Origin of the sequence: Streptomyces sp. Y2F8-2 (genome assembly GCF_014905555.1) — a bacterium.
Lineage (GTDB): Bacteria > Actinomycetota > Actinomycetes > Streptomycetales > Streptomycetaceae > Streptomyces > Streptomyces cynarae.
In genome coordinates this window covers 798,847-818,203 of record NZ_BNGS01000001.1, presented here as the reverse complement: position 1 = coordinate 818,203, position 19,357 = coordinate 798,847, and the positions used below count along the sequence as shown (strand labels likewise).

18 protein-coding genes, 1 tRNA gene and 1 pseudogene are annotated in these 19,357 nt (G+C 69.9%); 13 read left to right on the top strand and 7 right to left on the bottom strand.

Features of this window, described 5'->3' with window-relative positions; all coding sequences use genetic code 11:
- Window positions 1-158 precede the first annotated feature (158 nt).
- Window positions 159-356 (top strand): annotated as a pseudogene (locus SY2F82_RS03670) (response regulator transcription factor); the annotation flags it as partial.
- A gap of 57 nt (window positions 357-413) precedes the next feature.
- On the opposite strand, the gene SY2F82_RS03665 reads toward SY2F82_RS03670, so the two are convergent.
- The gene (locus tag SY2F82_RS03665; RefSeq protein WP_200417442.1) at window positions 414-953 is read right to left on the bottom strand and encodes a GNAT family N-acetyltransferase; all 540 of its coding nucleotides are present in this window, start codon (window positions 951-953) and stop codon (window positions 414-416) included.
- A 292-nt stretch (window positions 954-1,245) separates the two neighbouring features.
- Between SY2F82_RS03665 and SY2F82_RS03660 the strand changes: the two genes are divergently transcribed.
- Complete coding sequence (locus SY2F82_RS03660) at window positions 1,246-1,650, top strand: DUF6416 domain-containing protein (protein WP_236041083.1); 405 nt, start codon at window positions 1,246-1,248, stop codon at window positions 1,648-1,650.
- Window positions 1,651-1,935: 285 nt separating this feature from the next.
- Here the strand turns inward: SY2F82_RS03660 and SY2F82_RS03655 are convergent, their stop codons facing one another.
- Window positions 1,936-2,256, bottom strand: coding sequence for a GYD domain-containing protein (locus tag SY2F82_RS03655; RefSeq protein WP_200417441.1), 321 nt, complete (start codon window positions 2,254-2,256; stop codon window positions 1,936-1,938).
- A 500-nt stretch (window positions 2,257-2,756) separates the two neighbouring features.
- Here SY2F82_RS03655 and SY2F82_RS03650 point away from each other — a divergent pair, with 500 nt between their 5' ends.
- Both SY2F82_RS03650 and SY2F82_RS03645 read left to right on the top strand, forming a co-directional pair.
- Complete coding sequence (locus tag SY2F82_RS03650; protein ID WP_200417440.1) at window positions 2,757-2,957, top strand: hypothetical protein; 201 nt, start codon at window positions 2,757-2,759, stop codon at window positions 2,955-2,957.
- Window positions 2,958-3,318: 361 nt separating this feature from the next.
- Window positions 3,319-3,900 (top strand): hypothetical protein, encoded by a 582-nt coding sequence (locus SY2F82_RS03645; RefSeq protein WP_200417439.1) that lies wholly within the window; start codon window positions 3,319-3,321, stop codon window positions 3,898-3,900.
- Between the two features lie 235 nt (window positions 3,901-4,135).
- Here the strand turns inward: SY2F82_RS03645 and SY2F82_RS03640 are convergent.
- Window positions 4,136-4,208: transfer RNA gene (locus SY2F82_RS03640), tRNA-Arg, on the bottom strand.
- Between the two features lie 304 nt (window positions 4,209-4,512).
- Between SY2F82_RS03640 and SY2F82_RS03635 the strand changes: the two genes are divergently transcribed.
- From SY2F82_RS03635 to SY2F82_RS03620, 4 genes are all read left to right on the top strand, one after another.
- Entirely contained in the window at window positions 4,513-6,120 is a 1,608-nt protein-coding gene (locus SY2F82_RS03635) for a dynamin family protein (protein ID WP_200417438.1), read from the top strand.
- 200 nt (window positions 6,121-6,320) lie between these two features.
- Window positions 6,321-8,144 carry a GTPase gene (locus SY2F82_RS03630; RefSeq protein WP_374707127.1) on the top strand — a complete coding sequence of 608 codons (1,824 nt, stop codon included), beginning with the start codon at window positions 6,321-6,323 and terminating at the stop codon, window positions 8,142-8,144.
- A 293-nt stretch (window positions 8,145-8,437) separates the two neighbouring features.
- Window positions 8,438-8,929 (top strand): single-stranded DNA-binding protein, encoded by a 492-nt coding sequence (locus SY2F82_RS03625; protein WP_200417437.1) that lies wholly within the window; start codon window positions 8,438-8,440, stop codon window positions 8,927-8,929.
- A gap of 275 nt (window positions 8,930-9,204) precedes the next feature.
- Complete coding sequence (locus SY2F82_RS03620) at window positions 9,205-10,611, top strand: thioester domain-containing protein (protein WP_200417436.1); 1,407 nt, start codon at window positions 9,205-9,207, stop codon at window positions 10,609-10,611.
- Window positions 10,612-10,673: 62 nt separating this feature from the next.
- Here the strand turns inward: SY2F82_RS03620 and SY2F82_RS03615 are convergent, their stop codons facing one another.
- Window positions 10,674-12,014, bottom strand: coding sequence for an FAD-binding oxidoreductase (locus SY2F82_RS03615; RefSeq protein WP_236041176.1), 1,341 nt, complete (start codon window positions 12,012-12,014; stop codon window positions 10,674-10,676).
- 61 nt (window positions 12,015-12,075) lie between these two features.
- Window positions 12,076-13,149, bottom strand: coding sequence for an antibiotic biosynthesis monooxygenase (locus SY2F82_RS03610; protein ID WP_236041080.1), 1,074 nt, complete (start codon window positions 13,147-13,149; stop codon window positions 12,076-12,078).
- Here SY2F82_RS03610 and SY2F82_RS03605 point away from each other — a divergent pair.
- Window positions 13,141-13,707 (top strand): nucleoside deaminase, encoded by a 567-nt coding sequence (locus SY2F82_RS03605; RefSeq protein WP_200417434.1) that lies wholly within the window; start codon window positions 13,141-13,143, stop codon window positions 13,705-13,707. The two genes, SY2F82_RS03610 and SY2F82_RS03605, sit on opposite strands and share 9 nt — an antisense overlap.
- Window positions 13,708-14,300: 593 nt before the next feature.
- Here SY2F82_RS03605 and SY2F82_RS03595 read toward each other — a convergent pair.
- The gene (locus SY2F82_RS03595) at window positions 14,301-14,780 is read right to left on the bottom strand and encodes a hypothetical protein (protein WP_200417433.1); all 480 of its coding nucleotides are present in this window, start codon (window positions 14,778-14,780) and stop codon (window positions 14,301-14,303) included.
- 241 nt (window positions 14,781-15,021) lie between these two features.
- Between SY2F82_RS03595 and ettA the strand changes: the two genes are divergently transcribed.
- The 3 genes from ettA to SY2F82_RS03580 are packed head-to-tail and all read left to right on the top strand — an operon-like array spanning window position 15,022 to window position 17,782.
- On the top strand, window positions 15,022-16,686 hold the full coding sequence (ettA, locus tag SY2F82_RS03590) for an energy-dependent translational throttle protein EttA (protein ID WP_200417432.1): 1,665 nt from the start codon (window positions 15,022-15,024) through the stop codon (window positions 16,684-16,686).
- A gap of 2 nt (window positions 16,687-16,688) precedes the next feature.
- On the top strand, window positions 16,689-17,099 hold the full coding sequence (locus SY2F82_RS03585) for a thioesterase family protein (protein ID WP_200417431.1): 411 nt from the start codon (window positions 16,689-16,691) through the stop codon (window positions 17,097-17,099).
- Window positions 17,096-17,782 (top strand): hypothetical protein, encoded by a 687-nt coding sequence (locus SY2F82_RS03580; protein WP_200417430.1) that lies wholly within the window; start codon window positions 17,096-17,098, stop codon window positions 17,780-17,782. The genes SY2F82_RS03585 and SY2F82_RS03580 overlap by 4 nt, the downstream gene beginning before the upstream one ends.
- A 43-nt stretch (window positions 17,783-17,825) precedes the next feature.
- On the opposite strand, the gene SY2F82_RS03575 is transcribed toward SY2F82_RS03580, so the two are convergent.
- Window positions 17,826-18,239, bottom strand: coding sequence for a globin (locus SY2F82_RS03575; RefSeq protein ID WP_200417429.1), 414 nt, complete (start codon window positions 18,237-18,239; stop codon window positions 17,826-17,828).
- Window positions 18,240-18,358: 119 nt separating this feature from the next.
- Between SY2F82_RS03575 and SY2F82_RS03570 the strand changes: the two genes are divergently transcribed.
- Window positions 18,359-19,339, top strand: a complete 981-nt coding sequence (locus SY2F82_RS03570; protein ID WP_200417428.1) for a methyltransferase domain-containing protein — start codon at window positions 18,359-18,361, stop codon at window positions 19,337-19,339.
- Window positions 19,340-19,357 lie beyond the last annotated feature (18 nt).

Below are 19,357 nucleotides of genomic sequence, written 5' to 3'. Positions count from 1 at the left end.
GGTGTGCTCGGCGTTGTCAGGCGCTGACCGGCCTGCTGCAGATCGCCCGGCGCCAGGGCACGGTTCACTCGGTGCGCAGCGCGGTGGCGGTGTTGTTCCTGGCGGCCCAGCCGGCCGGCAGCAGGGCACCCGTCACCGCGATGACAAACCCGCCGAGGGTGAGACGCTCGCTCGGCAGCGGCCTCGCTCAGGCCGAACTCGCCGCGCGCTTCGGCCTGAGCGAGGCCACCGTCAAAACCCACGTGGCCCGCATCCTGGCCAAGCTGCGCCTCCGCGACCGCGCCCAAGCCGTCGTCGTGGCCTACGAGACAGGACTGATCGTTCCGGGGACAGGCGCCCCGGCGACAGAGCCGTAGACAACTTCGAAGGTCACGCTCCCCGCCGCCCAGCCTGGTCCGACTCTTCATGGTCGATCAGGGGCGGTTGAGACCCCACGTTTGCAGCGCGTAGGGCCGGCCCTTCTCCTCACCCCTGATCAGCGGCACGTCGAGCAGTCTGAAGCCCGCCTTGGTGGCCACGGCGACACTGGCGGCGTTCTCGGCCTCGAGCTCCAGGATCACGTTCTCCGCGCCCAGTTGCTCGAAGGCGTATGCGGCCATCACCCGCACCGCCCGCGCCGCCAGCCCCTGGCCGCGGTGCGCCGGGCCGACCGCATAGCCGAGCTCCGGGCCCTCGGGGGTACGCCGCAGCATCACCTCGCCGAGCGGTGCGCCGCCGTCGACGGTGATGGCGAGCAGGATGGTCGTGCCCTCCGCTCGCAGCTGCCGGTCCCGGTCCAGTCGTGTGCGGGCGGCCGCTTCGTCGAAGGGGGAGACGATGGGTGTCCAGTACGCGATGTCGGGGTGGTCGAACAGCTCCGGCATCGCGGCCAGGTCCGCCTCCGTCCAGTCGCGGAGAACGAGGCCCTCCCCCGAGAGCTCGATCCGCTCGGGAAAGGACGTGGTGCTGATCATGGGGACCTCCCTGGCCTGTTCAGGACAAGGCAGGGTAACCAGGGGCAGGCAAAGGCTCGCCGATATTTTCCGGAACTCTCTTCCGGAACTCTCAAACCCGGCCGTGGTGTCCGCCAGTACCGCCGACGGCCCCGTCACGATGGGCAACCGCCCCACGACCCCTTCGAGCCCACCCTTGATCGTCAAGGGTGTTCGCCGGTAGAACTTCGACACGGATTCGACACACAGTGTCCCGGCGGATCTGTACGGTGCGAACGACACTCACGCCATGCACTGACTGTTGGGGGCGGGCATGACCGAGTATCTGTCTGAGGTTGATCCGCGATGGGCTGAGCACTCTGGCGAAGAGAAGCACTACGGCGCCCCGGAATGGAGCCCGGAGGACCTGGAGCGTGCCGCGGTGTTCCTGGCTGAGCTCGCCCCGCAGGCCCGGCGGATGTTCGAGTACATGCTGCGCACCCCTGGCCGTACGATCCACTGCACGGAACTGGCGGACAAGGCTCTGGGCTGGCCGAATGAGGGGAATCTGGCGGCGCGCGTGGCAGGTGTGGTGCGTGGAATGGACAAAGCTCAGAGCAACAGCGGGCGGCGGTATCCGTTCTACTGGTGGGCGGCCCCTGAGCGGAGCACGGGCGCAACGTACGCAGTCCGCCCCTCGGTGGCAGCAGTGTTCCTGGCCGCCCAGCTCGGCGAATGACTCCATCGCCTCCATCGCCCATGGCCTAGGGACCGCTGGTCTCGTAGTGGCGCCTCGCCGACGACCATCTGTCGTCGACGGGGCGCACGCCTTTCGAACCTCGTCCGGTGCATGTCAGTCGCCCTGCGAGCTAGCAGCCAACGGTTGATCGGGATCTCGTAGACGATCTCGCCATGCGCGCCGGGCACCACGATGTCCACCGTTTCCATGGGATGCCCCTGGTCCTGGGTTGCCCGCACGATCTGTGACGCGTCTGGCGGCTCTCCCGGGCCGGGCCATCTTGGCTTACGCGCCGGGAGGGCGGAAGGTGACCTGCCGGCGGGCAGCCTCGTCGATCTCGTCGAGGGTGAGGAGGGGAGTGGCCCGGGTGTGGAGCGCTCCGCTGGCCTTGACGCTGAGACTTACGGCGGCCATGGACACTGGGTCGGGGAAGTCGAGGATGCACACGAGGTCGTCCTCTCCGAAGGCGAAGTACATGGCCTCGACTGTCCCGCCGAGGCCGGCGACGACCTGTTCGACAGCGGCGCGGCGGCCACTCGCGCCTTCCTTGAGCAAGCCCTTCGTCCCCTCGGGCGTGTAGGTGGACTGGATGAGGAACTTCGGCATAGGGGCGCTCCCTGCCCGTCACTTGTCCGGTGTTCAGAATGGCCTTCCCGCCGTCACGTCGGCTGCCGATCAACGAACGGCTGGATTCACTCGTAAGGCACATCGCCACGTGCCTGAGAGCTCGATCCGCTCGGGAAAGGAGGTGCGGGCACGCCCGTGCCGCGCGTCCGGTTCGGCTGACGCCGCAGCCGTGACCGACTGTCGACGGCTACCGCCGTCTTTGTTCGTCGCCGTCAGCGCTGCGTCATTGCCGTCGCCGCGTGGGCTCCGCACTGTGCCGCCTTTGCCGCAGAGTGCGCCCCCGTCACTGCTGTACCTGTGGCTCCTCTGCCACTGTCGGTCGCCGTCGACCGGCCTCGAACATCCTGGGGACACCCCAGGGCGTCCTGGCTGTCGCGGTAGCTCAAGCCATGCGGCCTCCTGACTGCAAGGCGTGGTGATGTGGAGCAGAGTGTCTGCAGGGGAAGAAACCAGAGCGGGAGGGAGAACAGGAGGATGAGGTGACCGTCCTCGCGATCTTTCTCTTCATCATCGGGACGCTCCTGATCCTCATCGGGGCGCTCCTCATCCTGATCGGGACGTTTCTGACCGCACTCGGGGCGACCTTGATCCTGACGGGGCTCGCCCTGATCGCCATAGGCGCGTTCTTGCTGATCCGGAGAGTCCTCGGACGTGGTCGAACGCAATCGCACTCCTGGTGAACCTGGCGTTGCTGCGGCCGAGGGAGCGCTCGTGTACGCCCTCCGACCGGCGTCGTCGATGTTCAGCTGTGGATGTGAGGCCGCCCCTCGATGCGAGCTATGGGCAAAGGTCACTGAGGTCTGCCGTGCCGGCCAGGCGACCAGTGAGGAGTATGGCCGGTCGGTGCTAGTCGGCGGGGTTGCTGTACTTCCCTGCCGTGCAGCCGTGCAGCCGCGCGTCGCCGAGCTCAGGTCGCGGGAATGGCACGCTCTGATCACGCTCGCGTCGCGGCTGCAACCCCGTTCACATGGCGACTTGACTGAAAATCATCCTTAGGTGAGCCTTACCTAACTATCGTCTGTGATCACTTAGGAGTCGCCTGTGTCCGTGCTGCCCTCGGAGCCATCCGTGTCCCCTGAGGCGGCGCCCACCCGGCGGTTGGGGCTGTACGACACATGGTGGACGGTCGGAGCGGCCGCGCTGGCCGTCTGCCTGGCCTTCTCGGCCTGCACCTGGATATCCCTGCATCTGCGAGTGGACGCCACCCTCCACACCGTGGCGCTTTTTGCCCACCTGGCCTCGCTCGTGCTCGGCTTCGGGGCCGTCTTGGTGGCTGACTACCATGCGCTCCTGTATCTGACAGGCCGGTGCACCTTGCGCGACGCCCTGAACAGCACAGCCCACCTCCACCTCCTGATCTGGAGCGGCCTCGCCGGTCTCGTGGCCAGCGGCGTAATGCTCCACCCGAACCTCGGCTCCGCCCTGACCCGCATCAAGTTGGGGCTGGTGCTCGTCCTCACCCTCAACGGCCTCCAAGCCGGGCTCCTCAACAGACGCATGAAGCAACAGGGCAGTGCCGTGGTCACGCCGAGCCTCCTGGCTTGGGGAGCCGCGACGGCTCTGGTGTCTCAGGCCTGCTGGTGGGGCGCCGTGGCCATCGGCTTCCGCAACAGTCAGTACTGAGGTCGGCGAAGCGGCTTCGGGCCGGGGAACGCCCTCCCGCGTGCCGCCCGCGAGGAACTGGTGCGGCGTAACGTCGCCAAGCTGGTGCAGGTTCAGCCTCCAGGCCACCCAGGACAGGCTGGGGAGCCTGCTGGCCGACGAGTGACGGGGCCGTTGCCCTCAGCGTTGCCGTCAGAGACACGAAACGCCCCGGAGGGAAGATTCCCTCCGGGGCGTTTTCGCTGGTCGTGGGCGGCGCCCCCGGCAGGACTCGAACCTGCGGCCAAGCGCTTAGAAGGCGCCTGCTCTATCCACTGAGCTACGGGGGCCTGTGTGGTGGCCTGTCGTGGGGCCCGGACGGGCTGATCCGTGACCTTGCCGGGGACAAGGATAGGGCTCCCCGGGCCCTTGTCCCTGTTGCTTCGCCTCCGTGGCTCCGTGTGGAGGTTCAGTGAAGCGGTCCGATAATCGCAGGCAGGTGCGAATCGTGCATCGCTTTTGGCGTTCCACGCCCCGGGTGTTGTGCACTCGTTATGCCTGGGTCCCAGTCGCCCCATCCGTCCCGTCTGTCCTTCGGCGCGCAGACATCGCCATATGCTTCAGAAAGCGTCCAAAGTTGGGCATTCTTCGCATGTGGTGACCTTGGACGTACGGCCTCAGCTGCTCGACGCACTCTCCGCCCTGCGCGACCGTGTCGCCGCCGCACGCTTCCCGCTGCCCCTGGCCGGGGCTCCACGCGCGCGTGCGAACCGCGACGAGCTTCTCGCACAGCTCGACGACTATGTGGTGCCCCGGCTGCGAGAGCCTGAAGCGCCCCTTCTGGCCGTCATCGGGGGATCGACCGGGAGCGGCAAGTCGACGCTCGTCAATTCCCTCGTAGGGCGCAAGGTCAGCGAGGCGGGCGTCCTCCGGCCCACCACCCGAACGCCCGTCCTGGTCTGCCATCCGGGCGACCACCACTGGTTCAGCCGTATGCGCGTCCTGCCCACCCTTCCGCGCGTATGGGTGCCGCAGCAGGAGTCCGGCGACGACCCACGCACCGCCGTGGGCCGCGAGGAGCGGGTGCTGCGCATCGAGACCGCCGACACGCTCCCGCGCGGGCTCGCCCTCCTCGACGCGCCCGACATCGACTCCCTGGTCGCGGGCAACCGGATCCTCGCCGCCGAGCTGATCTGCGCCGCCGACGTCTGGGTCCTGGTCACCACCGCCGCCCGCTACGCCGACGCCGTGCCCTGGCACCTGCTGCGCACCGCCAAGGAGTACCGCGCGACCCTCGTCACCGTGCTCGACCGGGTACCGCACCAGGTCGTGTCCGAGGTGTCGCGGCAGTACGGCGCCCTGCTCACCAAGGCCGGGCTCGGCGACGTCCCCCGGTTCACCGTGCCCGAGCTGCCCGAGTCCGCCTGGGGCGGGGGGCTGCTGCCCGCCACCGCCGTCGAGCCGCTGCGCTTGTGGCTCGCGAACCTGGTCCGGGATCCCGCCGCCCGGGAGGCCGCCATGACACGGACGGCCCAGGGAGTCCTCGACTCGCTCAGGGCCCGGCTGCCGGAACTGGCCGGCGCCGCCGCCGCCCAGTACGCCGCCGCTCTTCGGCTCACCGCGGCCGTCGACACCGCGTACGACAGCGAGTGCGCGCGCGTGCGGGAGCGTCTGGAGTCCGGGGCCGTCCTCGCCGGCGACGCCCTGAAACGCTGGCGCGGCCACCCCGTGGACTGCACCGCCGGGGAACTGCTGGACGCCCTCGTCGACAGCCTCGGCGCCCTGCTGCTGTGCGCGATCGCAGCCGCCGACGAGCGCGTCGAGGAGGCCTGGCGTCGCGAACCCGCCGCGGCGACCCCGGAACTGATGCAGCGCGACCCCACGCTGGACAGCGCCGAGCACCGCATCGGGATGACCGTACGACGCTGGCGGCGCGTCCTGGAGGAGTACTCCGAGGAAGCGGTGCGCGACCTGGACAAGAGCACCGCCCCGGACGCCGAGGAGGTGGCCGCCCTCGTCGCCACGGCCCTGCTCGGCGGAGGGCGGGCGCGGGCGGCCGGCGAGGGGCTTGCCGAGCGGATCGGCGCGCATCGGGCGCTGCGGCTGCGCGACCGGGCCGCGCGGCTGCTCTCGGAGTACCTCGACCGGGCCCTGCGCACGGAACGCGAACGCCGCCTCGCCCCCCTCGACGCCCTCGACGTCCACGCCGAGCCCCAGGCCGATCTCATCGCCGCGCTGTCCGTACTCGAGAAGGAGAGGTGACCGCGGTGACCGCCGCCAGGGATCACACCGAGCACATGGGTCACGCAAAAAGTCCCGAACACGAGCTCGCGGAAGGGGTCGTCGCCACCGCCGAGCAGCGGGCGGGCGACGGACGGTCAGTCGGCGAGTACGCGCGTGAGGAGCACGATTCCGCGGCGGAGCAGACCCGTGCGGACATCGGCGTGCCGCACAGCTCCCCGATGGGCGTCCCGATGGGCGTCCCGAAGGCGACGCCCCCGACCGGGGGCCCGGCGGACGACGACCGGCACGCGCGCGTGCAGCACGGCGACCCGGCGGCGCATACGGAGTCCCCGACCGTCTGGGACGACGGACTGATCGCCCGCCGTACGCCCGGTACGGCCGTCCCGCCGGACGGCACCAGACCGGACGCGCCGGGTGACGCGGCCGTACGGCAGCCCGCGCCGCTCGCCTACGACGGGCCGCTGCGCTCCCGGCTGGACGCACTGCGCGAACTGGTGGGTCTGTCGCGGACCCGGCTGGACAGCAGCACGCTCGTGGAGGCGGGCCGGGTGCTGGACGAGGCGGCCGCGCGTCGCAGGCTCTCCGGGGAGCACACCGTGGTCGCCGTCGCGGGGGCCACCGGCAGCGGGAAGTCGACGCTCTTCAACGCGCTCGCCGGCGTGCCCCTCTCCGAGACCGGGCTGCGCCGGCCGACCACCGCCGCGCCGATCGCGTGCAGTTGGAGCGACGGCACGGGCCCGCTGCTCGACCGCCTGGGCGTTGCGGGGCGGCTGCGTCGACGCCCCCTGCCGAACCCCGAGGGCGAGGCGCGGCTGAGCGGCCTCGTCCTGGTCGACCTGCCCGACCACGACTCCGCGGCCGTGGAACACCGGCAGCAGGTCGACCGCATTCTGGCCCTGGTGGACGCCGTCATCTGGGTGGTCGACCCCGAGAAGTACGCCGACGCCGTTCTCCACGAGCGCTATCTGCGGCCCCTGGCCGGGCACGCCGAGGTCATGTTCGTCGTCCTCAACCAGGTCGACCGGCTCCCCGGGGAGGCCGCCGAGCAGGTCCTCGACGATCTGCGGCGGCTGCTCGACGGGGACGGGATCGCCCTGGGGGAGTACGGCGAGCCGGGCGCGACCGTGCTGGCGCTGTCCGCGCTCACCGGCGAGGGCGTGGGGGAACTGCGCGAGGCGCTCGGACAGTTCGTGGCCGAGCGGGGGGCTGCCGCGCGCCGTGTCTCCGCGGACGTGGACGTGGCCGCCGCCCGGCTGCGGCCGGTCTATGCCACCGCGGGCCATGCCGGGCTCACCGAGGAGACGCGTGAGGAGTTCGCCGGGCGGCTCGCGGACGCGGTCGGCGCGACCGCTGCGGGGGAGGCCGCCGAGCGCGCCTGGCTGCGGCACGCCAACCGCGCGTGCGGCACGCCGTGGCTGCGGCTGTGGAGGTGGTACCGGGACCGGCGGGAACCCTCCACGGGACGCCTGCCGGTGCCCATGCCCCCGGACGGGGAGGCCACCGCGCGGCAGTGCGTCGAGCAGGCCGTGCGGACGGTGGCGGACCGGGCGACGGCCGGGCTGCCGGCGCCCTGGGCCCAGGCGGTGCGCGAGGCCGCGGTACGGGGCGCGCAGGGGCTGCCGGAGGCGCTGGACGAACTGGCGCTGCGCACCACCCCGCCCTCGGGGCGGCCGCCCCGGCCGGGCTGGTGGCGGGTCGCCGTGCTCGCCCAGGCGTCGATGACGCTTCTGCAACTTCTGGGGTGTGTGTGGTTGGTGGGGCAGGTCGTCGGGTTCATGCCGTCGGGCCTCTGGATGCCGCTGCTGCTGTTGCTGGTCGGCCTGGCCGGTGGTCCGGGCGTCGAGTGGGGCTGCGGGGTGGCGGCCCGCGGACCGGCCCGGCGGTACGGCCTCGAGGCGGAACGGCGGCTGAGGGACGCGGCAGCCGCGTGCGGACGGGCCCGGGTCCTGGATCCGGTGGCGGCGGAACTGCTGCGGTACCGGGAAGTGCGGGAGCAGTACGCGAAGGTGGCGGGGGCCGGGGTGGGGGCGCGGGTGGGGTGAGCGCCGTGCGGCCGCCGCGTCGGAGAGCTGACGGAGGCGTCGCACAGGCACGGGAAGGGGCGGAGGCACTCGTTCGGGTGGCGGAGTTTTCCACAACCGGGCGGTAGCCCACAGGGCCCAGCGGGCTCGGGCCGACGGAGGCAGTCTGGCTTCGCGGCGATCGCGGACGACGCGGTCGCCGTGCGGCGGCGGCGGGCGACAGGGCGTGGCCGCTGCGGCAGACGCATCCGTGCGGGACAGGCCCGTACGCGTTCCGCTTCGGCGTGCGGCCGGAGCGAGGGAGGGGATTCGCCATGAACGAGACGACGGTGTGCGTGGTCGGCAACGTCGCCACACAGCCGGTCTACCGGGAGTCGCCGACGGGACCCACCGCCCGCTTCCGGCTGGCGGTGACGGCGCGGTATCTGGACCGCGAGAAGAACGTGTGGACGGACGGGCACACCAACTTCTTCACGGTGTGGGCCCGGCGCTCGCTGGCCACGAACGTCGCCGCATCGGTGGCGGTGGGGGATCCGCTCGTCGTCCAGGGGCGGTTGAAGGTGCGGACCGAGCAGCGCGACGGGCAGGGCTGGCTGTCGGCGGACCTCGACGCGGCGGCGATCGGCCACGACCTGTCCCGCGGCACCTCGGCCTTCCGACGGTCGTCGCGGCCCGAGACGCAGAGCGGAGTGACGGCGCAGCCGGAGCCCAACTGGGAGACGGAACCGACGAGTCGGATGCCGGAGGAGACACACCCGCGAGAAGGGGCGGAGCAACCGAGCCCGGAGCCAGCCGGAGTGACGTGACGTCAGGCACAGCCGCCATCCGTCCTGGCCCGACTGCGGCTTATCACCGCAAGTATCGCCCCATATGCTGACGCTTCCTGCCCTAAGGGCGATAGGCGCAGCTCACAGGCTGTGTGAGGGATAACGATTACGAGTCGGATCGGCCGTCGGGTCACATGATCGGGGAGCGGGGTGCGCGGCCTCCCTAGGATGCCGGGCATAGCTCTTGGGGCTTCTGATTCTGCTGGTGGGACCACGCCCCCCACGTCAACGGGTCCTGCGCGAAGGGGAATTCTGTGTTTGCTGCATTCTCTGCGTCGTCCGCGCGCAGGCGAGGGGCCGCCCGCCTCGCTGCCGCGACGCTGGTGTCCGGACTCGTCGCGGCGGGCCCGCTGGCCGCCGCGGGGGCGGCGGCCGCCGACGGGACGCCGCAGAGCGAGGGCGGGGCGACCGCGACCATCGGCGGCCTCAAGACCTACGGGGCCGCCGTCATCCACGGCGGCGGCACGGACGAACAGGTGTCGGCGGGCCTGTTCGAGATGTCCGTCGACAACGGCGGAACCCTGCAGACGTACGGCATCGACATCCGCAACCCCACGCAGAAGGAGGCCAGGTACCACGAGACGTCCTGGAGCGGCACGTCCCTGAACGGCAACAAGAACGCCGGAAAGATCCGCTGGATCCTGCAGAACTCCTACCCGCAGGTGAACGACCTGGCGCGGTTGGCGGCCGAGGCCGGGGCCAAGGGCCTCACCGAGCAGGACGCGGCGGCCGGCACCCAGGTGGCGATCTGGCGTTTCTCGGACAGCGCCGACGTGGACGCGGTCGACCCGCAGGCCGAGAGACTCGCGGACTACCTGGAGAAGCACGCACGGAGCCTCCCGGAGCCCGCGGCGTCCCTGACCCTCGACCCGCCGGCCGTCGCGGGCCACCCGGGCGAGCGGCTCGGCCCGGTCACGGTGCACACGAACGCGGACAGCGTGACGGTGACCCCGCCGGCGGACGCCGCCACCACGCAAGTGAAGATCGTCGACAAGGGCGGCAAGCCGGTCACGACCGCGGCCGACGGCAGCCGGATCTACTTCCAGGTTCCCAAGACGGCGCAGGGCGGTTGGGCAGAGCTGACGGTCCAGGCGTCGACCACCGTGCCGGTCGGCCGGGCTCTCACCTCCGAGACCCGCAGCCAGACGCAGATACTCGCCGGCTCCAGCGAGTCCACCGTCTCGGCCACGACCACGGCGGCCTGGGCCGAGAAGGGCGCCATACCGGGCCTGTCGGCCGAGAAGAACTGTGCCGAGGGTGCTGTGGACATCTCCGCCGTGAACAAGGGCGACAAGGCGTTCACGTTCGATCTGATGGGCGCCGAGCACACGATCCCGGCAGGGGCGTCACAGAAGGTGACCATCCCGTTGCAAGAGGACCAGCCCTACGACTTCACGATCAAGGGCCCGGCAGGTTACAAGAAGTGGGTCAAGGGCGTTCTCGACTGCAAGACGGAGACCGCCGCGGGCGGCCTGAAGATCCAGACGCTCAGCGAGCCCAGCCCGGCCACGGCGGGCGGCACGGCAACGGACACCAACCTCGCCGAGACGGGCACGTCGAGTGCCACCCCGCTCATCGCGGGCACGGCGATAGCCCTGGTCCTGGCCGGCGGCGCGGCACTGCTCCTGGTCCGCAGGAAGCAGACGTCGACGCACGACTGAGCGATACGAAGCGGCCCAAGTCACGGAAGGTCATCGAATATGACTGAGAATATGACCGAGCGTCATGGCGAGGCGTCCTCAGGTGACAGATAGGACCAGAAGACGTCCTCCGGGTCGTACGTCGTCTTGAGGCTCTGCAGCCGCTGCCAGTCGTCCGGGGCGAAGGACCGGCGGGCACGGGACGACGCGGCGGTGAGGTCGGCCTCGGCGATGTAGTGCCCCGTCCCCAGGGGTTCGATCGCGTGCATGGCCTGACGCAGCCAGTTGATGTTGACCGCGTCTTGGCGGGGATCCTGCCAGACGGCGTACAGAGCGACGTAGCTGTTCCCGAGCGCGGAGAAGGCCATGTCCTCGGGTGGTCGGCCCGCCGGCGAGACCGGCGCCAGGATCAGCGACCTGCTCGACGGGGCCGCGTCGAAGACGTCGGCGAGTCGCGCGAGCAGCGTGGGGAAGTCGGCGTCCGACCACAGCGTGTCCGCCGCATAGCGGTACTCAGGACCCCACAGGGTGGCGGAGAGGTCGTACAGGGTCTCGAACGTCATCGGCTCGTCCAGTCGGCGCGAGAGGGAGCGTTCGGCGAGGGGACAGGTCCGGAGCGGTCCCAGGAAGTCGTAGGCCTCTTGCTTGCAATGGGCGAAGGCGGTCCCCGTCACGGTCACCACTTTCGGGCCCGGCGCCGAGCCGGGGTCCGCCGTGGCGAGGGAGAAGCTCAGCTCGACGCTCGGGGGGAGCTCTGAGGACGCCCCCATGGCCCAGTGCGTCACCTCGACGACGTCCGCGAGGGGGAAGGTCCACGTGGTGCTGGTGATCGCCTCGGGGCGTGGATACAGCCTGAGGTGGAAGGCGGTGACCGCGGCGAAGAAACCGGGACCCGCTCCGCGTGCCGCCCAGAACAGGTCCTGGTGTTCACGCTCGTTGCAGGTGATCGGCTCGCCGTTCGCGGTGACGGCTTCGACGCCTGTGACGTCGGCGCAGGCCGGTCCACGGACTCCGGAGTTCCATCCCAGGCCTCCGCTGAGGAGGTATCCGCCGACGGCGACGGATCCGCAGTGGCCCGTGGGGAAGGCGAACCCGTGACGGCCGAGCTCGGGAGTGAGCTCCCGGCCCGTGATCCCGGGCCGCACCGTCGCCGTTGCGGAGACCGGGTCGACCGCACACGTGCGGAGTCCGGACAGGTCGATGAGCATGCCGCCGTCACGTAGCGGTGACCCGCACCAGCTGTGTCCTCCCGACCGCATGGCGATCCGGAGTCCCTGGGCGCGGGCCAGGCGGACCGCCTCCACGACGTCGTCGGCCGAGGCCGGGCGGACGATGACGTCCGGGTACCGCGCCGGTGTGAGCCCGTTCCACACCGCGGCGGTGCGGATGGCTTCGTAATCGGCGTCGTCCCGTCTCACCGACATTCCCGCGAGACGGCGAGTTCGGGTGTGGCGGTTCATCACCTGTGCTCCTCACCTCGGCACGTCAAGTGGTGAAGCCGAAAACAGCGAGGAGCCCCGCGTAGCACGCCGTCACCAGGGCGGCGCCCGCGAGCTCGACGCGTCGCGACCGTGGCCGGTCGGGCGCCAGCCAGAAGGTCAGGGCGCGGTTCACCAAAGGCATCAGAACCCAGGTCAGAATCGCGACGCTCAACACGTTTCCGATGAACAGGCCGAGGTACCCCGGAACGCCGGCATCCGTGAGGGCACGGCCCACGCTGAGGTTGAGCACCACGACGGTGGGATAGAGCGCGAGGAGAACGGACATGGCCTGCTTCCAGTTGGGAGGGGCACCCGCCTCCTCCCTGCCGCCGAAACGGAACCAGCCGCTGAAGGCCGACGCGATCTCGCGCACATCGAAGTCGGCGAAGTAGTCGCGTCCCTCGTCCAGCAGTTTCCCGCGGACGTCCGACTCGAGCCACTGGTCGAGGTGTTCACGGGTGTCGAAGCGGAACATGACGACCCAGCGATCCTGGATCCCCTCGACGGGGGCGAAGAGTTCGGACCCTTTGAAGCCCCGGTACTTCTGCTGAGTCTTCAGGACCTTGTCCTGCCAGCGCAGGAAGTCCCGTTCGCGGCCGGGCTTCACGTCGTGGGAGACGACCGCCGTCACGGCTTCCCGAGCCGGTCGCCCTCCTCTGAGGACCTCCTGGGATGACTCCCCCTCGAACAAGTCGCGGCCCTCATGCAGAAGCTCCCGGCGCGTCGCGGACTCGAGCCAGGCGCTCAACTGGTCGACGCCCGAGAAACGGAACACCACGACCCACTGGTTTTCCTCGGCGGATTCGGGCGGGTACAGCTCCGTTCCCTCGAACCCGTCGAAGTCCCGTACAGCCCGATTCACCTGCCCTTGCCAGCGCTTGTAGTCCTCCTCGCGACCGGGTACGACCCTTTGCGTGATCACCACGGTCGCTCCGGCCTCACCAGGGGCGCGGTTTGCGCTGGCGTTCATACGGAGTAGCCTAATCTGAACGGGATTTAAGGGGCAAATCGGTGGAATGTGAAAACCGTTGAATGTCGAGCCGTGAAATCGCGGGAAGCGGAGGTCGTCATGGAGCACAAGGAGTTCCTGGCGGAAGCGGTACGGCTGGCCACGGAATCCGTCGAGCATGGATGGGGTGGCCCGTTCGGCGCCGTCATCACCAGGGACGGCGAGATCCTCGCCCGGGGGCAGAACCGCGTGCTCCTGACCGGCGACCCGACCGCACACGCCGAGGTGGAGACCATCCGCAAGGCGGCCCAGCTCCTCAACCCCCAGGCGCCCACCATCCCGGAAGAGCACCAGAACGAGGGCACCCTGCAATATGTGCCGCGTCCCGAAGGCTCCCCCGACCTGGTACCCGAGCGCGCCCGGATGCTCCAGGGCTGTTCGATCTACATCAGCGGTGCACCGTGTCCGATGTGCATGAGCGCCATCTATTGGTCGCGCATCGACAACGTCTATTTCAGCTGCGACCTGGACGCCACGCGGAATATCGGCTTCGACGACGCCTTCCAGTACGAGGACTTCCAGAAACCGCTGGACGAGCGCCGGATCCACATCGAGCAGATTCACCCCGAGCTGGGCGCGACGGCGTACGAGGCCTGGGAGACGAAGCCGGACCGGCACCCCTACTGATTCGGGCGGGATGACACGCAGCCACTGGGAGTGCACGTAAGGTCACTGAGCTGCAGATGCCGGCGCAGGCTTCCACGCCGTCGACCCAGGCGGAGCCGAGCAGACGCTGCCCATGGCGTCCAGGTCGTTCGCGAGAGAGCACGGCGACGACGATGCGGTCTCCGGCAGCGGCCTCCTGCTGTGCGGATCAGCAGCAGAGAGCCTGCGCCACGGCCTGGCTGAAGTCGCCGGTCGCGAGTGCCTTGACCGGGATCGTGAAGTACAACGTTCCGGCGTCCCCCAGCCCCATCCGAGTTCGGTGTCCTCGGCAAGCCGGAGCAGATGGACGGCCGGGCCGTTCGGGCCAGCAGATCTCCGGTTCGAGGAGGGCAGGCCCACCAAGTCGGCATTGCCCAGTGGCCTGGACACTTCCTGCTGGGCGGACCAACTGAAAGCCGCGGCGGGCCATGGCAGCGAACTGTCGACCGGCCTTCTCGCCGAGCCGTTCTGTGCATACGCGACTCAAGTCGGCCGGGTCGTCGAACTGCATGCCAGGATCTTCTCAACCTCCGTTCGGTCTTGGCCATTGACAGCTCACCGCGTGAAGCCGGACGTCAGGAACCTTCCTTCCGCAAGGACGCGATGAGCAGGTCGAGGTCCCCGCGTGCCGTGTATGTACGGATCGGGTCGATGTAATCGCGTGACTCGATGATCTGACCGTCCCGAACACGCATGACAAAGACGCAGGGCACCTTGTTCATGGAGTCGTCCGGCAACGTGAACTCATAGGCGAACTCGGTGACGCGCCAGATGGCCGTCGCACCGGTCGCGGACAGCGGACTGTCGTCGGCGCAGGCGTCCGGCCGCTCCACGACGGGCAGCCTTGGCAGTCCGATACGTGGGGCGACGGCCTCGTTTGCCTCCTTCATCCATGTCGAGGCCCATACGGTGAGCAGGGGGTCCCCCTGGTCAAGGGACGCCTCCGAGTCGGAAGCAGGGGCCTGCAGGCGACTGGATGGGGAACCGAACGGTATGAGCCGTCCGTCGACGGCGACGTCGACGAAGAGGACGGGGCGCTCCGCTGCGCTTGTCACGGCCGCACGATAGCCCGGCGTAGCGGGGGAGTGACTCTCTGCCCTGGGGGCGTCCCTGGGCGTCCGAGGCTGCCCGAGGGCGACCGACGTCGAGCGTCAGTGACAGGCGATCCCCAGCCGTCGACGGCGAAGCCCCAGGTCACAGGCCCCGGACCTAACGCGTTTCCGCCCAGGCCTGGCCGTACGGCAAGATGGGGTGTATCTGCCCACTGCCAGATTTCAAGCTGCCGGACGGTTTCTCTTGGCTGAGTTCATTTACACCATGCGCAAGGCGCGCAAGGCGCACGGCGACAAGGTGATTCTCGACGACGTCACCCTGAACTTCTTGCCGGGTGCCAAGATCGGCGTCGTCGGTCCGAACGGTGCCGGTAAGTCGACCGTGCTGAAGATCATGGCGGGGCTGGAGCAGCCGTCGAACGGTGACGCGTTCCTCACGCCCGGCTACAGCGTCGGCATCCTGCTCCAGGAGCCTCCGCTGAACGAGGAGAAGACCGTCCTGGAGAACGTCCAGGAGGGCGTTGCCGAGATCAAGGGCAAGCTCGACCGGTTCAACGAGATCGCCGAGCAGATGGCGGTCGAGTACACCGACGCGCTGATGGAGGAGATGGGCAAGCTCCAGGAGGACCTCGACCACGCCAACGCGTGGGACCTGGACTCCCAGCTGGAGCAGGCCATGGACGCCCTGGGCTGCCCGCCCGGCGACTGGCCCGTCACCAACCTCTCCGGTGGTGAGAAGCGCCGCGTCGCGCTCTGCAAGCTCCTCCTCGAGCAGCCCGACCTGCTGCTCCTCGACGAGCCCACCAACCACCTCGACGCCGAGTCCGTGAACTGGCTGGAGCAGCACCTGGCCAAGTACGAGGGCACCGTCGTGGCGATCACCCACGACCGGTACTTCCTCGACAACGTCGCCGAGTGGATCCTCGAGCTGGACCGCGGCCGCGCCTACCCCTACCAGGGCAACTACTCCACCTACCTGGAGACCAAGGCCACCCGCCTCAAGGTCGAGGGCCAGAAGGACGCCAAGCGGCAGAAGCGTCTGAAGGAAGAGCTCGAGTGGGTGCGGTCGAACGCCAAGGGGCGCCAGGCCAAGTCCAAGGCGCGTCTGGCCCGCTACGAGGAGATGGCCGCCGAGGCCGAGAAGATGCGGAAGCTGGACTTCGAGGAGATCCAGATCCCGCCGGGCCCGCGCCTGGGCAACGTCGTGGTCGAGGTCAACGACCTGCACAAGGCCTTCGGGGAGAAGATCCTCGTGGACGGGCTTTCGTTCACGCTGCCCCGTAACGGCATCGTGGGTGTCATCGGCCCGAACGGCGCCGGCAAGACCACCCTCTTCAAGATGATCCAGGGCCTGGAGACGCCGGACTCCGGTGACATCAAGGTCGGCGAGACCGTCAAGATCTCGTACGTCGACCAGACCCGCGCCAACATCGACCCGAAGAAGACGCTGTGGGAGGTCGTCTCCGACGGCCTGGACTACATCAACGTCGGCCAGGTCGAGATGCCGAGCCGGGCGTACGTGTCCGCCTTCGGCTTCAAGGGCCCGGACCAGCAGAAGCCCGCGGGTGTCCTCTCCGGCGGTGAGCGCAACCGCCTCAACCTCGCGCTCACCCTGAAGCAGGGCGGCAACCTGCTGCTGCTCGACGAGCCGACCAACGACCTCGACGTGGAGACGCTGTCGTCGCTCGAGAACGCGCTGCTCGAGTTCCCCGGCTGCGCCGTCGTCGTCTCCCACGACCGCTGGTTCCTCGACCGTGTGGCCACCCACATCCTCGCCTACGAGGGCGAGTCCAAGTGGTTCTGGTTCGAGGGCAACTTCGAGTCGTACGAGAAGAACAAGATCGAGCGGCTCGGCCCGGACGCGGCCCGTCCGCACCGTGCCACCTACCGGAAGCTGACCCGGGGCTGATCTTGCGCCACATCTACCGCTGCCCGCTGCGCTGGGCGGACATGGACGCATACGGCCACGTCAACAACGCGGTTTTCCTCAGCTACCTGGAGGAGGCCCGGATCGACTTCCTGAGCCGCCCGGACAAGCAGTTCAGGCAGGGATCCGTCGTGGCACGCCATGAGATCGACTACAAGCGGCAGCTCGTCCACCGGCCCGAGCCGGTGGACATCGAGCTGTGGGTGACGGAGATCAAGGCGGCGTCCTTCACGGTCGCCTACGAGGTCAAGGACGGCGACCAGGTCTGCGTCCGGGCCTCGACGGTGGTCGTGCCGTTCGACTTCGAGGCACAGCGGCCCCGCCGGATCACGGCGGAGGAGCGCGCGTTCCTCGAGGACTACCGGGACCACGAGGAGGAGGCCGTCGCCGCATGACGGTGCTCCACCTCGCCGACGACGGGGAGGCGGCGGACCTCGCCGCCTTCCTGGCCCGGCTGCTCCACTACGACCGCGGCGCCGCGGTACGTCTGCAGGCGGCCGGGACGACGCTGGCGGTCTTCGGACGGCCGCCGTCGTTCGAGGTGCTCGCGGTCCGCGCGGTGCGGCTCGCCAAGCCGTACGAGGACGGGCTGGAGGTCCAGCTCGATGTGACCGTGTCGGCGGGTGAACTCCTGGAGTCCGTCGACGAGTCGGCGGCCACGGCGGCGGTGCCCGCCGCCGTCACCGGGCCGCCCTGGGCGGGGGTCCTGCCGCCGCGCGTCGGCTGGCGGCCCGAGCCGGGGCTCGCGGCGCCCGACGCGCTGCGGGCGACCGTGGCGGCGGCGGTGGCCGAGTTCAGGTCCCGCACGGAGGAGCTGCCGGCCGAGCGGCGCACCCGTGCCGAACTCGACCGGATCGGCCGTGAGATCTGGTCCCGCCCGGTGGGGGACACCGGACTGCCGGTGCGGGCCGTGCACGCGGCGCAGTCGCTCGGCTTCCTGCGCCCGGCCCCGCAGGCGTCCACCGAGGAACCGGTCGCGCTGCTCTCCTGCGGCGCGTGGCTCCGGCTGCGCACGCCGTACGGGTCGATCGCCGTGCGCAGGGCCGGACTCGGCGCGCTGAACGTCAGCGTCCGCTGAACGTCAACGTCTGCTGACCTTCAGCGGAGCCTGACCCCAAGGCTCACCCCGGGGTGTTCACCATCGTCGCGGCGGCGTACGTCAGGTAGTTCCACAGCGTGGTCTCGTGCTCCTCGGAGAGGCCGAGTTCCTCCACCGCCACCCGCATGTGCTTCAGCCAGGCGTCGTGCGCGGCCTGGTTCACGGCGAACGGGGCGTGGCGCATGCGCAGACGGGGGTGCCCGCGCCGCTCGCTGTACGTCGTCGGGCCGCCCCAGTACTGGATCAGGAACAGAACGAGGCGCTCTTCGGCCGGGCCCAGGTCCTCTTCGGGGTACATGGGCCGCAGGACCGGATCCTCGGCGACTCCCTCGTAGAAACGGTGGACCAGGCGGCGGAAGGTCTCCTCACCGCCGACCTGCTCGTAGAAGGTCTGCTCCTGAAGCGTGCCGCGCCGAATCTCTTTCACATGCTCCATGGTCTCAGACACGCCGACCGAGGACGCAAGGCTTAGGACCAGGGGGCCAGAGGGACGGATTCCGGATCCGGCGCGCGGCGTGCTCGCCCCGGGACTGTGTGCCGCAGCACAGTGGGGGTATGGCCACGCACGCTCTCGACCAGGATCTGGAGAACCTCGCCGCGTCCGCACGGGCGGAACTCGTGCGGGAGATCGACGCGAGCGGCGCCTGGAGCGCGGACCCCGGGTGGCGGGAGGCGTTCGAGGCGGTGCCGCGCCACCTCTTCGTGCCGTACTACTACATCGGCGTCAGGGGCGGCTACGAGCGCCGATGGTGCGGCGACCCCGACCCGGAGCGCAGGGAACAGTGGCTGCGCGGCGCGTACACCGACACGCCGCTGGCCACCCGTGTGCGCGACGGCGAGCTGCTCTCCTCCAGCAGCCAGCCCTCCCTGATGGCGGAGATGCTGACCGAGCTGGGGGTCGAGGACGGGAACGCCGTACTGGAGATCGGCGCCGGCACCGGCTACAACGCGGCCCTGCTCGCCCACCGCCTCGGCGACGACCGGGTCACCACCATCGACCTGGACCCGGAGATCACCGAGTCCGCCCGGCAGCACCTGGCGGCCGCGGGATACCGTCCGGCCGTGGTCACGGGCGACGGCGCGCGCGGCGTACCGGAACGCGGCCCCTTCGACCGGGTCATCGCGACCTGCTCGCTGAGTTCGATCCCGGGCGCCTGGCTCGCGCAGTGCGTTCCGGGCGCGCGCATCCTGACGCCGTTCGCGACGGGGCTGATCGCCCTGCGGGTGCGGGACGCGGGGCACGCCGAGGGGCGTTTCCTGCGTACGCCCGCCTTCTTCGTGCCGTTGCGCGGGGGCACCCGCGCCGAACCGGAGCCGCGGGATCTGGGCGGGCTGCCGCAGCGGGCGCGCGGCAACGACCGGTTCCGGTTCCTGCTGGCCCTGACGCGGGGCAGCCTCGACCCGTACGAGGCGTACACGCTGTGGGAGCGCGAGGAACAGCCCGGGCGGGAGCGGTACGGCATCACGGTCGGCGGCGACCGCTCCTGGGCGTGGCTGGACGATCCGGAGGGGCCGTACGCCTGGCCCCTCCCCTGACCGTCGGTTCTTCCAGCC

What these genes read in the sequence shown, in the direction of transcription:
- SY2F82_RS03630 (WP_374707127.1), top strand. Translation starts at nt 6,321, where the DNA reads ATGGGCGTCCCGATGGGCGTCCCGAAGGCGACGCCCCCGACCGGGGGC.
- SY2F82_RS03655 (WP_200417441.1), bottom strand. Translation starts at nt 2,256, where the DNA reads ATGCCGAAGTTCCTCATCCAGTCCACCTACACGCCCGAGGGGACGAAG.
- SY2F82_RS03580 (WP_200417430.1), top strand. Translation starts at nt 17,096, where the DNA reads ATGACGGTGCTCCACCTCGCCGACGACGGGGAGGCGGCGGACCTCGCC.
- SY2F82_RS03625 (WP_200417437.1), top strand. Translation starts at nt 8,438, where the DNA reads ATGAACGAGACGACGGTGTGCGTGGTCGGCAACGTCGCCACACAGCCG.
- SY2F82_RS03605 (WP_200417434.1), top strand. Translation starts at nt 13,141, where the DNA reads ATGGAGCACAAGGAGTTCCTGGCGGAAGCGGTACGGCTGGCCACGGAA.
- SY2F82_RS03575 (WP_200417429.1), bottom strand. Translation starts at nt 18,239, where the DNA reads ATGGAGCATGTGAAAGAGATTCGGCGCGGCACGCTTCAGGAGCAGACC.
- SY2F82_RS03660 (WP_236041083.1), top strand. Translation starts at nt 1,246, where the DNA reads ATGACCGAGTATCTGTCTGAGGTTGATCCGCGATGGGCTGAGCACTCT.
- SY2F82_RS03615 (WP_236041176.1), bottom strand. Translation starts at nt 12,014, where the DNA reads ATGTCGGTGAGACGGGACGACGCCGATTACGAAGCCATCCGCACCGCC.
- SY2F82_RS03570 (WP_200417428.1), top strand. Translation starts at nt 18,359, where the DNA reads ATGGCCACGCACGCTCTCGACCAGGATCTGGAGAACCTCGCCGCGTCC.
- SY2F82_RS03665 (WP_200417442.1), bottom strand. Translation starts at nt 953, where the DNA reads ATGATCAGCACCACGTCCTTTCCCGAGCGGATCGAGCTCTCGGGGGAG.